Origin of the sequence: Burkholderia sp. BCC1998 (assembly GCF_905339875.1) — a bacterium.
Taxonomy (GTDB): Bacteria; Pseudomonadota; Gammaproteobacteria; order Burkholderiales; family Burkholderiaceae; genus Burkholderia.
On record NZ_CAJPHE010000003.1, the window covers coordinates 40,847 to 54,801 of the forward strand.

The 13,955-nt window shown below is 68.0% G+C and carries 12 protein-coding genes and 1 tRNA gene; 9 read left to right on the forward strand and 4 right to left on the reverse strand.

What is annotated here, in order from left to right:
• The first annotated feature begins 178 nt into the window (after nt 1–178).
• Genes U5A56_RS06350 through U5A56_RS06360 form a run of 3 tightly spaced genes read left to right on the forward strand, consistent with a single transcriptional unit; the run spans nt 179 to nt 3,809 of the window.
• On the forward strand, nt 179–985 hold the full coding sequence (locus U5A56_RS06350; protein ID WP_321921460.1) for a gamma-glutamyl-gamma-aminobutyrate hydrolase family protein: 807 nt from the start codon (nt 179–181) through the stop codon (nt 983–985).
• Between the two features lie 12 nt (nt 986–997).
• The gene (locus U5A56_RS06355; protein WP_044847659.1) at nt 998–2,335 is read left to right on the forward strand and encodes a glutamine synthetase family protein; all 1,338 of its coding nucleotides are present in this window, start codon (nt 998–1,000) and stop codon (nt 2,333–2,335) included.
• 37 nt (nt 2,336–2,372) lie between these two features.
• Complete coding sequence (locus U5A56_RS06360) at nt 2,373–3,809, forward strand: aspartate aminotransferase family protein (RefSeq protein ID WP_321921462.1); 1,437 nt, start codon at nt 2,373–2,375, stop codon at nt 3,807–3,809.
• 18 nt (nt 3,810–3,827) lie between these two features.
• On the opposite strand, the gene cysC is transcribed toward U5A56_RS06360, so the two are convergent.
• The 3 genes from cysC to U5A56_RS06375 form a co-directional block, all read right to left on the reverse strand.
• Nucleotides 3,828–4,367 (reverse strand): adenylyl-sulfate kinase, encoded by a 540-nt coding sequence (gene cysC, locus U5A56_RS06365; protein WP_321921463.1) that lies wholly within the window; start codon nt 4,365–4,367, stop codon nt 3,828–3,830.
• Nucleotides 4,368–4,642: 275 nt separating this feature from the next.
• Nucleotides 4,643–4,717 (reverse strand) — tRNA-Val (locus U5A56_RS06370).
• Nucleotides 4,718–4,800: 83 nt separating this feature from the next.
• Nucleotides 4,801–5,283, reverse strand: coding sequence for an Lrp/AsnC family transcriptional regulator (locus tag U5A56_RS06375; RefSeq protein ID WP_124488334.1), 483 nt, complete (start codon nt 5,281–5,283; stop codon nt 4,801–4,803).
• A gap of 191 nt (nt 5,284–5,474) precedes the next feature.
• On the opposite strand from U5A56_RS06375, the gene U5A56_RS06380 reads away from it, so the two are divergent.
• From U5A56_RS06380 to U5A56_RS06395, 4 genes are all read left to right on the forward strand, one after another.
• Entirely contained in the window at nt 5,475–6,689 is a 1,215-nt protein-coding gene (locus tag U5A56_RS06380; RefSeq protein ID WP_321921465.1) for an amino acid aminotransferase, read from the forward strand.
• Between the two features lie 30 nt (nt 6,690–6,719).
• The gene (locus tag U5A56_RS06385; protein ID WP_321921467.1) at nt 6,720–7,106 is read left to right on the forward strand and encodes a RidA family protein; all 387 of its coding nucleotides are present in this window, start codon (nt 6,720–6,722) and stop codon (nt 7,104–7,106) included.
• A 100-nt stretch (nt 7,107–7,206) separates the two neighbouring features.
• Nucleotides 7,207–8,277, forward strand: a complete 1,071-nt coding sequence (locus tag U5A56_RS06390; protein ID WP_415749104.1) for a porin — start codon at nt 7,207–7,209, stop codon at nt 8,275–8,277.
• A 92-nt stretch (nt 8,278–8,369) separates the two neighbouring features.
• On the forward strand, nt 8,370–9,788 hold the full coding sequence (locus U5A56_RS06395; RefSeq protein WP_321809285.1) for an amino acid permease: 1,419 nt from the start codon (nt 8,370–8,372) through the stop codon (nt 9,786–9,788).
• Nucleotides 9,789–9,824: 36 nt separating this feature from the next.
• On the opposite strand, the gene U5A56_RS06400 is transcribed toward U5A56_RS06395, so the two are convergent.
• Nucleotides 9,825–10,727 carry a LysR family transcriptional regulator gene (locus U5A56_RS06400; RefSeq protein ID WP_124522172.1) on the reverse strand — a complete coding sequence of 301 codons (903 nt, stop codon included), beginning with the start codon at nt 10,725–10,727 and terminating at the stop codon, nt 9,825–9,827.
• Between the two features lie 172 nt (nt 10,728–10,899).
• On the opposite strand from U5A56_RS06400, the gene U5A56_RS06405 reads away from it, so the two are divergent.
• Complete coding sequence (locus tag U5A56_RS06405; RefSeq protein WP_321921472.1) at nt 10,900–12,654, forward strand: acyl-CoA dehydrogenase family protein; 1,755 nt, start codon at nt 10,900–10,902, stop codon at nt 12,652–12,654.
• A complete protein-coding gene (locus U5A56_RS06410) occupies nt 12,651–13,871 on the forward strand; it encodes a CoA transferase (RefSeq protein ID WP_321921474.1) in 1,221 nt (406 codons plus the stop codon). The genes U5A56_RS06405 and U5A56_RS06410 overlap by 4 nt, the downstream gene beginning before the upstream one ends.
• The last annotated feature ends 84 nt before the right edge of the window (nt 13,872–13,955 follow it).

Below are 13,955 nucleotides of genomic sequence, written 5' to 3' on the forward strand. Positions count from 1 at the left end.
GTGCGACGGCAGCGCTTCATTGTTGCCCTAGCGTCCTTTTCCGCTTTCGCATCGGATCGCACCGCCCGTTGCCGCACCGTCCGAGCGGCACGATCGCGCGTGGACGCGTGCAGCGCCATCGCGGGCCGCCATCGTCCTGCGCGTCCGCACGCGTCGCGCATTTATCGCGGAGGCGATCATGCGACCGCGCCCGCTCGTAGCCGTCACCGCCGATCGCGTCATGCGCGGCGCCCATCCGAACCACACGGCCGGGGAGAAGTATCTCGTCGCGCTGGTCGACGGTGCCGGGGCGCTGGCGTTCGTGCTGCCCGCGCTGGGTGCGCGGCAACCGGTCGACGCGATCGTCGCGGCGATCGACGGGCTGCTGCTGACCGGCAGCTATTCGAACGTCGAGCCGCATCACTACGGCGGCCCGGCGAGCGCGCCCGATACCCTGCACGATCCCGCGCGCGATGCGACCGCGCTGCCGCTGATCCGCGCGGCGATCGATGCGGGCGTGCCGGTGCTCGCGATCTGCCGCGGCATGCAGGAGCTGAACGTCGCGTATGGCGGCACCTTGCATCAGCGACTGCATGCGAGCGCTGGCTTCCACGATCATCGCGAGCGCGACGGCGATCCGCTCGAGCGGCAGTACGGCCCCGCGCACCGCGTGCAGCTCGCGCCGGGCGGGTTGCTGCAACGGATCGCGCACGGCGCGCACGACGCGCTGGTCAATTCGTTGCACGACCAGGGCATCGCGCGGCTCGGCGCGGGCCTCGCGGTCGAGGCGAGCGCGCCCGACGGGCTGATCGAGGCCGTGAGCGTGCGCGGCGCGCGCGCGTTCGCGCTCGGCGTGCAGTGGCATCCCGAATGGCGCCACGCGGAGCAATCGCTGTCGCGCGACATCTTCGCGGCATTCGGCGCGGCGTGCCGCGCGCGCATGACCCACCGCATTCATGCGGCCGGCGGCACCATGCCGTCGCCGGCTGCATCCGACGTCGACTGAACGAGGCCGATCATGCAACCCGAACTGAGTGAATTCCTGCGCCAGCACCGTATCACCGAAGTCGAGGCGATCATTCCCGACATGGCCGGCATCGCGCGCGGCAAGATCATTCCGCGCAACAAATTCGAGTCCGGCGAATCGATGCGCCTGCCGCAGGCCGTGATGGTGCAGACCGTCACCGGCGACTATCCGGAAGACGGCACGCTGACCGGCGTGACCGATCCCGACATGGTGTGCGTGCCCGATCCGTCGACGATCTGCCTGATTCCGTGGGCCGTCGATCCGACCGCGCAGGTGATCCACGATTGCGTGCATTTCGACGGTTCGCCGGTCGAGATTTCGCCGCGCTACGTGCTGCGCCGCGTGCTCGACCTGTACAAGGAAAAGGGCTGGAAGCCCGTGGTCGCGCCCGAACTCGAGTTCTATCTGGTCGACATGAACGCCGACCCCGACCTGCCGCTGCGTCCGCCGGTCGGGCGCACGGGGCGCGCGGAAACCGGCCGTCAGTCGTATTCGATCGAGGCCGTCAACGAGTTCGATCCGCTGTTCGAGGACATCTACGAATACTGCGAGATGCAGGGCCTCGACATCGAGACGCTGATCCACGAGGTCGGCGCCGCGCAGATGGAGATCAACTTCGTGCACGGCGACGCGCTGTCGCTCGCCGACCAGGTGTTCCTGTTCAAGCGCACGGTGCGCGAGGCGGCGCTGCGCCACAACATGTATGCGACGTTCATGGCCAAGCCGATGGAAAACGAGCCGGGCTCCGCGATGCATATCCACCAGAGCCTCGCCGATGTGCACACCGGCCGCAACCTGTTCGCCGACGACGGCGGCGTCGTGTCGCCGATGTTCCAAAGCTATCTTGCGGGCCTGCAGAAATATACGCCCGCGCTGATGCCGATCTTCGCACCGTACATCAACTCGTATCGCCGCCTGTCGCGCTTCATGGCCGCGCCGATCAACGTGCAGTGGGGCTACGACAACCGTACGGTCGGCTTTCGCATCCCGCAGTCGACGCCGGTCGCGCGGCGCATCGAGAACCGGATTCCGGGCGTCGACTGCAATCCGTACCTCGCGTTCGCGGCGACGCTCGCCGCCGGTTATCTCGGTCTCACGCAGCAGCTCGCGCCGACCGAGCCGATCGCGTCCGACGGCTACGACCTGCCGTACCAGCTGCCGCGCAACCTCGAGGAGGGCATCTCGCTGATGGCCGCGTGCACGCCGCTCGCCGGCATTCTCGGTGACAAGTTCGTGAAGGCGTATCTGGCGCTGAAGGAAACCGAATACGAAGCGTTCTTCCGCGTGATCAGTTCGTGGGAACGCCGCCATCTGCTGCTGCACGTCTGAGCGTGCGCACGACCGAATACGGAATCACGGAGGAACCATGACGTACCGCAACGAATCTGCCTGGATCCAGCCGGCCGCACCGGCCGCCGCACCGCGCACGACGCAGGCACGCTCGACCGCCGAATACCGCGCGCTCGACGCCGCGCACCACATCCATCCCTTCTCGGACATGGGCGCGCTGAATCGCGCGGGCAGCCGCGTGATCGTGAAGGCCGACGGCGTCTATCTGTGGGACTCGGACGGCAACAAGATCATCGACGGGATGGCCGGCCTCTGGTGCGTGAACGTCGGCTACGGCCGCAAGGAACTCGCCGATGCCGCATATTGCCAGCTCCAGGAACTGCCGTTCTACAACACGTTCTTCAAGACCACGCACCCGCCGGTGATCGAACTGTCGGCGATGCTCGCGGAAGTCACGCCCGCGGGCTTCAACCACTTCTTCTACTGCAACAGCGGCTCGGAAGGCAACGACACCGTGCTGCGCCTCGTGCACCAGTACTGGCGCGTGCAGGGCAAGCCGCAGAAGAAATACGTGATCTCGCGCAGGAACGGCTATCACGGCTCGACGATCGCCGGCGGCACACTCGGCGGGATGGGCTACATGCACGAGCAGATGCCGTCGAAGGTCGAGAACATCGTGCACATCGACCAGCCGTATTTCTTCGGCGAAGCGCAAGCCGGCGAGACGCCCGAAGCGTTCGGCCTCGCGCGTGCGCAGCAGCTCGAGGCGAAGATCCTAGCGCTCGGCGCGGAGAACGTCGCGGCGTTCATCGGCGAGCCGTTCCAGGGCGCGGGCGGCGTGATCTTCCCGCCGTCGACGTACTGGCCGGAAATCCAGCGGATCTGCCGCAAGTACGACATCCTGCTCGTCGCCGACGAAGTGATCGGCGGCTTCGGCCGCACCGGCGAATGGTTCGCGCACCAGCACTTCGGCTTCGAGCCGGACCTGATCACGATGGCCAAGGGCCTGACCTCGGGTTACGTGCCGATGGGCGCGGTGGGCATCCACGAACGCGTCGCGCGCCCGATCATCGACAACGGCGAATTCAATCACGGGCTCACGTACTCGGGCCACCCGGTCGCGGCGGCGGTGGCGGTCGCGAACCTGAAGCTGCTGCGCGACGAAGGGATCGTCGAGCGCGTGAAGCACGACATCGGGCCGTACTTCCAGCGTCGGCTGCGCGAAGCGCTCGGCGATCATCCGATCGTCGGCGAGATCGCGGGGGCGGGGCTGGTCGCGGGTGTACAGCTCGCGCGCGATCGCGCGCGGCGCGAGCGGTTCGACGCCGGCGTCGATATCGGCACGATCTGCCGCGACTTCTGCTTCAACGGCAACCTGATCATGCGCGCGACCGGCGACCGGATGCTGCTGTCGCCGCCGCTCGTGATTCGTGAGGAGGAGGTCGACGAGATCGTCGACAAGGCGAAACGCGCGTTCGATGCGACCGCGGAACGGGTCGGGCGGGTGGGGTGAGCGAACGCAGCGCTTCGGTCAGGCGTAGGCGAAGCGCTGTTGATCGAACTCGATGATGCGCGCGACACACGCGGAGACGGACATCGTCCCGGTCTCGACAACGAGATCGGGCGCGACGGGTGCCTCATAGGGATCGGAGATGCCGGTGAACTGGCGCGTCTGGCCGGTCATGGCCTTCGCATACAGGCGTTTCGGATCGCGCGCGGAGCAGGTCTCGATATCGGTCTTCAGATAGATTTCGACGAAGCGCTCGTCACCGATGGTTTCCCGCGCCAGTTTCCGGTCGGCTGCATACGGGGAAATCAGCGCGACGATCACCATGATTCCCTGATTGTTCATCAGCTTCGCGATTTCGGCGGTACGTCGGCAGTTTTCGGCCCGGTCGTCGCGCCGGAATCCGAGATCGTGCGAGACGCCTGAGCGCAGTTCGTCGCCGTCGAGAATGCAGACCGGAATGTCGTGCGTGCGCAGGTATGCGGCGATCTCGCGCGAGAGCGTGGATTTGCCGGCACCACTCAGGCCGGTCAACCACAGGGTATGTGAATTCGGCAATGTCATGATGTGTCGCGACGGCGTGAACCAGCCGCAATGCGCGTGCCGGATTCCGTTCGTCTTCTTGATGGTGGGAAGCCGGTGCCGCTCGGCCGGCTGTCATGGTGGTCGATTCTAGTCAGCCGCCATTCGTACCCCGTTACCAATTCGTTACCGATTATTACGTACTGGCCGCTTGCGCGCGTCGGTATCACGCGATTATCTCTTGGACGTGTGCATTGCGAGTGCGACGCACAAAACGAAAAGGGCCTGCGTCGTGAGACGCAGGCCCTTGAATTCTTTGGTGGGCGGTACTGGGATCGAACCAGTGACCCCTGCCGTGTGAAGGCAGTGCTCTACCGCTGAGCTAACCGCCCAAAGAAGCCGAAATTATGTCAGAGCTTTTCGGGTTCGTAAAGCACTTTCTTCAAATATTTTTCAGGCCGGTGCAAAAGGTGCGTCAGCCGGCCGTCGACGGCTCGACGAGATCGAGGATCGAGCCGTCGCGCTTGAGCGTCGCGAGCACGATGCTCGAATTGATCGACATCACGCCCGTCGCGCGATGCAGCCGGTTGATCACGAAGTCCGAGTAGTGGTCGAGGTCGCGCGCCCGCACCGTCAGCACGTAGTTCGAGCCGCCCGTCACGATCTGCGCGGCGATGACTTCCGGCCACTGCTGGATCGCCTCCACGAAGCGGTCGTGCCATTCGGGTACGTCCGGCCGCATCGACACGTGCACGAGCGCCTCGAACGCGACGCCGACCTTCTTCGGCTCGATCGTACAGCGGTAGCCGGAAATGGCGCCGCGTTCCTCGAGCAGCTTCACACGCCGCAGGCACGCCGACGGCGACAGCGCGACCGCGTTCGCGAGGTCCTGATTGCTGATGCGTCCGTCCCGCTCGAGGTGCCGGAGGATCCGCATGTCGGTTCGATCCAGATTCATTTCGCAGAATCCCGTCATTTTTGAGATGGTAGGCGCAGACTCTACTGCAATCGGCGGGATTCGTCATCGAAAAGTGAAGCTCATTCTATTTCGTCCTCGATAACATGCGCCCCATGCCTCGACCGCACGGCCTGACGTGCCGTCACGCCGCCGGCCGTATCGCCGCCTTCAACCCAGACCGTCATTCCGCCATGTACGAACACATTCCCGCCTATCCGGGCGATCCGATCCTGTCGCTGTTCCAGGCGTTCCAGCAGGATGCCCATCCGCACAAGGTCAACCTCAGCATCGGCCTCTATTATGACGACGCGGGCCGCATCCCCGTGCTGGAGAGCACGCGCGTCGCGGCCGAGCGCCTGCGCGAAGCCGGCGCGCCGCATACGTATCTGCCGATGGAAGGGCTCGCCGCGTATCGGCAGGGCGTGCAGCGCCTCGTGTTCGGCGCCGGTTGCGCGGCGCTCGCGCAAGGACGCATCGCGACGCTGCAGACGCTCGGCGGCTCGGGCGCGCTGCGGCTCGGCGCCGAATTCGTGAAGCGCTATTTCCCCGACAGCGCGATCTGGATCAGCGATCCGACGTGGGACAACCATCGCGTGATCTTCGCGGCGGCCGGCCTCGACGTGCACACGTATCCGTACTACGACGCCGCGCGCAACGACCTGCGCGTCGACGCGATGCTCGCGGCGCTCGACGCGTTGCCTGCGCGCAGCATCGTGCTGCTGCAGCCGTGCTGTCACAACCCGACGGGCCTCGACCTCGACCGCGACGCGTGGCGCGCGGTGATCGACGTGCTCGCGCGCCGCGGGCTGATTCCGTTCCTCGACATGGCATACCAGGGCTTCGGCGACGGTCTCGACGACGACGCATGGGCCGTGCGCGCGATCGTCGAAGCCGGGCTGCCGGCGATCGTCAGCAACTCGTTCTCGAAGAATTTCTCGCTGTATGGCGAACGCGTCGGCGGCCTGTCGATCGTCTGCGCGAGCGCGGGCGAAGCGGCGACGGTGCTGAGCCAGCTGCAGGCCGGCGTGCGCCGCACCTACTCGAGCCCGCCGCTGTTCGGCGCGCAACTCGTGTCGGCGGTGCTGAACGACGACGTCCTGCGTGCGTGCTGGGAAGAAGAGGTGGCCCAGGTGCGCACGCGCATCAAGCGCATGCGCGGTGCGCTGAAGGCGCGGCTCGACGCGCGCTTGGCCGGGCCCGCGTTCGACGCGCTCGTCACGCAGCGCGGCATGTTCAGCTATACGGGCATCGCCGCGGCCGACGTGGACCGGCTGCGCGCGTCGCACGGCGTCTACCTGCTGCGCTCGGGCCGCATGTGCATCGCGGGCCTGAACGACGCGAACGTCGAGCACGTCGCGTACGCGATCGCCGACGTGCTCGGCGGCACGTCGCGCCAGGCTGCCTGAGCGGCCGATTCCGAACCGAAGGAGGACACGATGGCAGACACGATCCCGGTCGACTTGCCGCAACTCGCGCAGCCGTTCTCGTGGGCGACCCGCGCGGGCGGGCTGATGTTTACCGGCCACGGCCCGGTCGATGCGTCCGGCGCGATCGCAGGCGACACGATGACGGGGCAGGCGTGCCTCACGCTCGACAATCTCGCGAAGGCCGTCGCGGCGGCCGGCGCGACGATGGACGACGTCGCGCAGGTGCTCGTCTACCTGTCCGACGTGAAGGCGATGCCCGAATTCGACGCCGAATACCGGCGCCACTTTCGCGAACCGTACCCGAACCGCACGTGCGTGGGCGTGCAGGGCTTCGCGCACCCGGACATGCGCGTCGAACTCGTCGCGTACGTGGCGTTGCCGGCGGCACGCGGCTAGCCGGCACGCGACCGCGCGAGGATTGCAGTACCCACGATTACCGACAAGCACCAACACACCCCGACGAACATCAAATATTCAGACAAGGATGGAGACGAAGATGAGGAGTATCAATCGATTCGCACTACCGACGATCGCCGGTCTGCTCGCCGCGAGCGGCGCGATGGCGCAGAGCAGCGTGACGCTGTACGGCATCGTCGACCAGAGCATTCGCTACACGACGCATGCGAACGCGTCGAACGACGCGAGCGTTCAGATGACCAACGGTGCGATCACCAACAGCCGCTGGGGCCTGAAGGGCAGCGAAGCGCTCGGCGGCGGCCTGAAGGCGATCTTCCGGCTCGAGAGCGGCTTCGAGCCGCAGAACGGGCAACTCGACGGCGCGCTGTTCGGCCGCTACGCGTATGTCGGCCTGGCGAGCGACTGGGGCACCGTGAAGCTCGGCCGGCAGGCGACCGAGGCATTCAACCTGTTCGGCGATCTCGATCCGCTGACGGTCGGCAACTACACGGCCAACATGTGGCCGTACTTCCTCACGCAGGGCCGCGCGAGCAACGTGGTCAGCTACGACGGCACGTTCGGCGGGCTGAACGTCGGCGCGAGCTACGGCTTCGGCGGCGTCGCGGGCAGCCTCGGCGCGAATGCATACTGGGGCACGCGCGTGTCGTACACGCTCGGCGGGCTGATGGTCGGTGCGACCTACCAGCAGGTGCGCGACCTGACGAGCCGCGCGCAGCAGGCATGGGGCGCGGGCGCACGCTACGCGTTCGGCGCGGCGACGCTGTACGCGGGCTATCTCGGCGGCATCGACCGCACGGGCATGCTCGACCGGCAATTGCTGAACGCGCCGGGCCGCGACGTGACCTACGGTGCGTTCGGCGACAATCCGCGCCGCGACGCGATCTTCTATACCGGCGCGAGCGTGCAGGTCACGCCGGCGGTATCGGTGACGGGCGTCGCGTACTACGACGACATCCGCAACGTCAACGGCATCGCCGGTAACGGCGGGAAGCGCTACACGGGCGTGCTCGAGGCCGAGTATGCGCTGTCGAAGGCGACGCAGGTCTACGCGACGGTCGACTACAACCGGGTGACCGGCGGCGCGTTCACCGAAATGCCCGGACGCGGCAACCAGACGGGCATCGCGGCCGGCTTGCGCCACCTGTTCTGAGCATGCGGCGCGCGGTGGCCGGTGCGGTCCGGCACCGGTCCGTGCGCCGTCGACGTTTCGGCCGGACACACGCTTTCGAACGAGGTCATTCGATGCAACCAGAAGGGCAATTCCAGCACATCGCGGCGCGCGAGCAGGGTCTGCGCCGCACACTTTCCGCACGGCAGATGGCGATGATCGCGATCGGCGGTGCGATCGGCACCGGTCTCTTTCTCGGCAGCGGGTTCGCGATCGGCTTCGCGGGCCCGAGCGTGCTCGTCAGCTACGCGATCGGCGCGTTCATCTCGCTGTTGCTGATGGGCTGTCTCGCGGAGATGACGGTCGCGCATCCGACCTCCGGGTCGTTCGGCGCATACGCCGAACATTACGTGAGCCCGTGGGCCGGGTTCCTCGTGCGCTATGCGTACTGGGCGTGCATCGTGCTCGCGGTCGGCACCGAAGTCACCGCGATCGCGCTGTACATGAAGTACTGGTTCCCGGGCGTGCCGGGCTGGCTGTGGATCGTCGGCTTCTCGGCGCTGCTCGTGTTCGTCAACGCGCGCAGCGTCGACGTGTTCGGCGCGGTCGAATACGGCTTCTCGGTCGTGAAGATCGCGGCGATCGTCGGCTTCATCGTGCTCGGCGCGTACGTCGTGTTCGGCAATCCGGCACTGGTCGGCGACGGTGCGGCCCGCGCGGGCTTCCACCATTACACCGGGCACGGCGGCTTCTTCCCGAAGGGCATGTGGGGGATGTGGGTCGCGGTGATCGTGTCGATCTTCAGCTACCTGAGCATCGAGATGATCGCGGTCGCGGCGGGCGAGGCGGAAGATCCCGAGCGCGCGGTGACGCGCGCGTTCCGCTCGACGATCGTGCGGCTCGTGCTGTTCTACCTCGTCACGCTCGCGCTGATGCTCGCGATCGTGCCGTGGACGGCGGCGGGGCGCGACGAGAGCCCGTTCGTGAAGGTGATGGAGGCGATCCACCTGCCGGGCGCGGCCGGGCTGATCAACTTCGTCGTGCTGATCGCCGCGCTGTCCGCGATGAACAGCCAGCTCTACATCACGACGCGGATGATGTTCAGCCTGTCGCGCGCGGGTTATGCGCCGAAGGCGCTCGGCGAGGTCGACGCGCGCGGCGTGCCGTTCGGCGCGCTGCTGCTGTCGACGCTCGGCATCGCGCTCGCGACGGTCCTGAGCGTGCTGTACCCGGACGCGTCGTTCACGATCATGATGGCGGTGTCGATGTTCGGCGCGCTGTTCACGTGGATGATGATCTTCGTCACGCATTACTGCTTCCGGCGGCGTCGCGCGGCGCTCGGCCTGCCGGCGCCCGCGTTCCGGATGCGCGGCTTTCCGCTGCTGACGCTGCTCGGCGCGGCGCTGATGCTCGCGGTGATGGTGACGACCTACTTCACGGCCGAATTCCACATGACGCTGATCTTCGGCATTCCGTTCCTGATCGCGCTGTCCGTCGTGTACGCGGTGTGGTACCGGCGCGCGCAGCCGGCGCTGCAGCCGGAAGCGAAGTAACGGGGCAGTGCCGGCGCGAAATGCCGGCGCGCCGGCTCAGCCCGCGAGCGCGGGCAGCGCGTCGATCGATGCGCGCACGTAGTCGGCGAAGCGCAGTGCGACCGGTTCGGCGGTGCCGCTGCGCTTCAGTTCGAGCGTGCGCGATTCGAGCGACGCATCCTTCAGCGGCCGGAACGCGAGCCGGTCGCTCTTCACCTGCTGTAGCACGCGCGGCACCAGCGCGATGCCCATGCCGAACTCGATCATCGACAGGATCGTCTGCCACAGCCGCGCCTCGTGGCGGATCAGCGGGCTGAATCCCGCGTTCACGCATTGCGCGATGATCAGGTCGTGATAGTGCGGCGCCGCGTCGCGCGGAAACAGGATGAATGGTTCCTCGGCCAGCGTGGCGAGCGCGACCTGACGGCGCCGCGCGAGCGGATGCGCGGCCGGCAGGCAGCAGACGAACGGTTCCGCGTAGACGGGCGCCGATTCGACCTCGGGCGGGCAGTGGCCCCAGTGCGCGTAGCCGAGATCGATCTGGCCGCGCTGGATCGCCTGCACCTGCGCCTGTGTGTTCATCTCGCTCAGCACGATCTCGACGCCCGGGTAATCGGCTTCGAAGCGCCGCACCGCATCGGGCAGCCCGCGATACAGCATCGAATGGACGAAGCCGATCCGCAGCCGGCCCGCGAGGCCGGACGCAGAGCGCACCGTGAGCCGCTCGGCCTCGGCCGCCTGCAGCAGCAGCCGGCGCGCTTCGCCGAGCAGCACCGCGCCCGCGTTGGTCAGCGCGACCGTCTTGTTGGTGCGCGAAAAGAGCTGCACGCCGAGCGCGTCCTCGAACTTGCGGATGTCGAAGCTCAGCGCCGGCTGCGAGATGAACAGGCGCTTCGCCGCGCGCCCGAAATGCAGTTCCTCGGCGACCGCCACGAAGTAGCGCAACTGCCTCAGTTCCATGCTGTCTCCTTCCCGCATCGGCATCGATAAGCGTCGTCTATCGTACCGGATAAATCCTGTATTGGACGCTTATCGATTGCGCGCCTACGCTCTGCTGAACGCCTGGCATCAGCTGGCCGCGCCGCCGCCGCGCGGCGCCGGCCGGTAGCCGGGCCATCCTGGAGACGCATGCATGAACGACATCGCTCGCACGCCGGACACCGGCGCGGCCAACAACATCCCCGATAGCCGGGGCATCAATTTCTTCACGGCCGATCCCGATCTCGGCGCGTTGCTGAAACTGCATCTGGGCGCAGCACGCTACGCGGAACTCGAACCGCAGCTGTTGACGCTCGGCGCGCGCGTGTCGGGCGAGCTCGATGAATGGGCGTCGCGCGCGGACAAGCACCCGCCCGTGCTCGAGCACCGCAACCGGCGCGGCGAAGCCGTGCAGCGGATCGACAAGGATCCCGCGTACGTCGCGCTCGAACGCGTCGCGTATGCGGAACTCGGGCTCGCGTCGCTGAGCCACCAGCCCGAGGCGGTCGCGCCGCTCGTCAAGTACGCGCTGACGTTCCTGTTCGTGCAGGCCGAATTCGGGCTGTGCTGCCCGGTCAGCATGACCGATTCGCTGACGCGCACGCTGCGCCGCTTCGGCGACCCGGCACTCGTCGAGCGCTATCTGCCGATGCTCGCATCGCGCGATTTCGACACGCTGTTCCAGGGCGCGATGTTCATGACCGAACAGGCGGCCGGCTCCGACGTCGGCCGCATCGCGACGCGCGCGGTGCGCGAAGCCGACGCGCAGGGCGAGGCGGTGTGGCGCCTCTTCGGCGACAAGTGGTTCTGCTCGAACGCGGACGCCGACCTGGCGATGGTGCTCGCGCGGCCCGACGGCGCGCCGGACGGCATCAAGGGGCTCGCGTTGTTCCTGCTGCCGAAGACGCTGCCGGACGGCACGCGCAACCGCTACCGGATCGTGCGGCTGAAGGACAAGCTCGGCAGCCGTTCGATGGCGAGCGGCGAGATCGCGCTCGAAGGCGCGCAGGCATACCTGATCGGCGAGATCGGCCGCGGCTTTCACCAGATGGCGGACATGATCAACATGTCGCGGCTGTCGAACGGCGTGCGCGCGGCGGGCCTGATGCGGCGTGCGCTGAACGAGTCGCTGCACGTGGCCGCCCACCGCGCCGCATTCGGCCGCAAGCTGATCGAGATGCCGCTGATGCAGCGCCAGCTGATGAAGATGCTGCTGCCCGCCGAGGCCGCGCGCGCGATGTTCATGCAGATCGCGCTGCTGCTGCCGCAGGCGGATGCGGGCGACGAGCGGGCCGCGCGCTGCGTGCGCATCCTGACGCCGCTGATCAAGTTCCGCGCGTGCCGCGACGCACGCCGTGTGACGGGCGACGCGATGGAGGTGCGCGGCGGCACCGGCTACATCGAGGAATGGAGCGATGCGCGCCTCGTGCGCGATGCGCATCTCGGCTCGATCTGGGAAGGCACCAGCAACATCGTCGCGCTCGACGTCGCGCGCGCCGCGCAGCGCGAGCAGGCGCTCGATGCGCTGCGCACGTTCCTCGCCGACCGGCTCGGCGCGGCGCCGCTGCCCGACGCGAGCCGCGCGGCACTGCGGCGCATTCTCGCGCGTGCGTGCGATGCGCTCGCCCGGGTCGCGGCGGAAGGCGACGACGCGCGCGTGCGGCAGGCCGCGTCGGCACTGTACTACGCGAGCGCGGCCGTGCTGATGGCATGCGAGGGCGCGCGGCTCGCGCCCGATTACCGGCGCCTCGCGCTCGCGCACCTGATCGTGCGTCACAAGCTGTTGCCGGTCGATCCGCTCGCGCCGGCGTCGCGCGACGACGAGGCAGTGGCGTTCGATGCGTTGCTGCGCGGCACGCCGGTACCGCTCGACATGGCGCTCGACCTGCTGCCGGAGGTCGAACGATGAGCACGACGAAAGCGACGAAAGCGACCCGCGGCGCACTGGACGGCCTGAAGGTCGTGGACCTGAGCCGCGTGCTCGGCGGCCCGTACTGCACGCAGGCGCTCGCCGACCACGGCGCGACGGTGATCAAGATCGAGCCGCCCGACGGCGACGAGACGCGCGGCTGGGGGCCGCCGTTCCTCGGCGACACCGCGTGGTACTTCATGGGCGTGAACCGCAACAAGGAGGGCGTCGCGCTCGACCTGTCCCGCGACGAAGGGCGCGCGATCCTGTGGCGCCTGCTCGAGAGCGCCGACGTGCTCGTCGAGAACTTCAAGCCCGGCACGCTCGCGCGCTGGGGCATGGACTACGCGCGCGACCTGCAGCCGCGTTTCCCGCGCCTGATCCACTGCGCGGTGACGGGCTTCGGCGACGACGGCCCGCTCGGCGGGCTGCCCGGCTACGACGCGGTGATCCAGGCGATGGCCGGGCTGATGAGCGTGAACGGCGAGCGTGACGGCGACGCGATGCGCATCGGGTTGCCGATCGTCGACATGGTCACCGGGCTCAACGCGCTTGCCGGCATCCTGCTCGCGCTCGCGGAGCGCGAGCAGAGCGGGCAGGGCCAGTCGATCGACATCGCGCTGTACGACTGCGGCGTGTCGCTGCTGCATCCGCACCTGCCGAACTTCTTCGGCTCGGGGCGCGTGCCCGAGCGCAGCGGCAACGCGCACCCGAACATCGCGCCGTACGACAGCTATCGCACGGCCACCGTGCCGATCTTCCTCGCGGTCGGCAACGACCGGCAGTTCGCGCGGCTCGTCGCGCATCTCGGCGCGCCGGCGCTCGCCGGCGATCCGCGCTTCGTCGACAACCGCAGCCGCTGCGCGCACCGGCCCGAACTGAAGGCCGAACTCGAGGCACGGCTCACCGCGCATCCGTGCGAGCCGCTCGCGCGCGACCTGATGGCGGCGGGCGTGCCGTGCGGGCCGGTGCGCACGGTCGCCGACGTCGCGCGCGATCCGCATGCGCTGCATCGCGAGTTGTTCGTCGAGATCGGCGCGTATCGCGGCACCGCATCGCCGGTGAAGCTGTCGCGCACGCCGGCGACCTATCGTTCGCCGCCGCCCGCGCTCGGCCGCGACACGCGCGCGGTGCTCGACCGCCTCGGCGTCGATCCCGCGCTCCAGCAGCAGCTGCTCGACGCGGGCGTGCTGAAGGTCGCGCCCGACCCGGCGTGACCGGACGAGTGGCCCTGCAGGCGAGTGACCTGGACCGACAGATCGCGACGTAAAGCGACGTTGGGCAGCGTAAAACAGCCCCGC

What these genes read in the sequence shown, in the direction of transcription:
- U5A56_RS06375 (WP_124488334.1), bottom strand. Translation starts at nt 5,283, where the DNA reads ATGAATCTGGATCGAACCGACATGCGGATCCTCCGGCACCTCGAGCGG.
- U5A56_RS06360 (WP_321921462.1), top strand. Translation starts at nt 2,373, where the DNA reads ATGACGTACCGCAACGAATCTGCCTGGATCCAGCCGGCCGCACCGGCC.
- U5A56_RS06350 (WP_321921460.1), top strand. Translation starts at nt 179, where the DNA reads ATGCGACCGCGCCCGCTCGTAGCCGTCACCGCCGATCGCGTCATGCGC.
- U5A56_RS06355 (WP_044847659.1), top strand. Translation starts at nt 998, where the DNA reads ATGCAACCCGAACTGAGTGAATTCCTGCGCCAGCACCGTATCACCGAA.
- U5A56_RS06395 (WP_321809285.1), top strand. Translation starts at nt 8,370, where the DNA reads ATGCAACCAGAAGGGCAATTCCAGCACATCGCGGCGCGCGAGCAGGGT.
- U5A56_RS06410 (WP_321921474.1), top strand. Translation starts at nt 12,651, where the DNA reads ATGAGCACGACGAAAGCGACGAAAGCGACCCGCGGCGCACTGGACGGC.
- U5A56_RS06385 (WP_321921467.1), top strand. Translation starts at nt 6,720, where the DNA reads ATGGCAGACACGATCCCGGTCGACTTGCCGCAACTCGCGCAGCCGTTC.
- U5A56_RS06400 (WP_124522172.1), bottom strand. Translation starts at nt 10,727, where the DNA reads ATGGAACTGAGGCAGTTGCGCTACTTCGTGGCGGTCGCCGAGGAACTG.
- U5A56_RS06405 (WP_321921472.1), top strand. Translation starts at nt 10,900, where the DNA reads ATGAACGACATCGCTCGCACGCCGGACACCGGCGCGGCCAACAACATC.
- U5A56_RS06380 (WP_321921465.1), top strand. Translation starts at nt 5,475, where the DNA reads ATGTACGAACACATTCCCGCCTATCCGGGCGATCCGATCCTGTCGCTG.
- cysC (WP_321921463.1), bottom strand. Translation starts at nt 4,367, where the DNA reads ATGACATTGCCGAATTCACATACCCTGTGGTTGACCGGCCTGAGTGGT.
- U5A56_RS06390 (WP_415749104.1), top strand. Translation starts at nt 7,207, where the DNA reads ATGAGGAGTATCAATCGATTCGCACTACCGACGATCGCCGGTCTGCTC.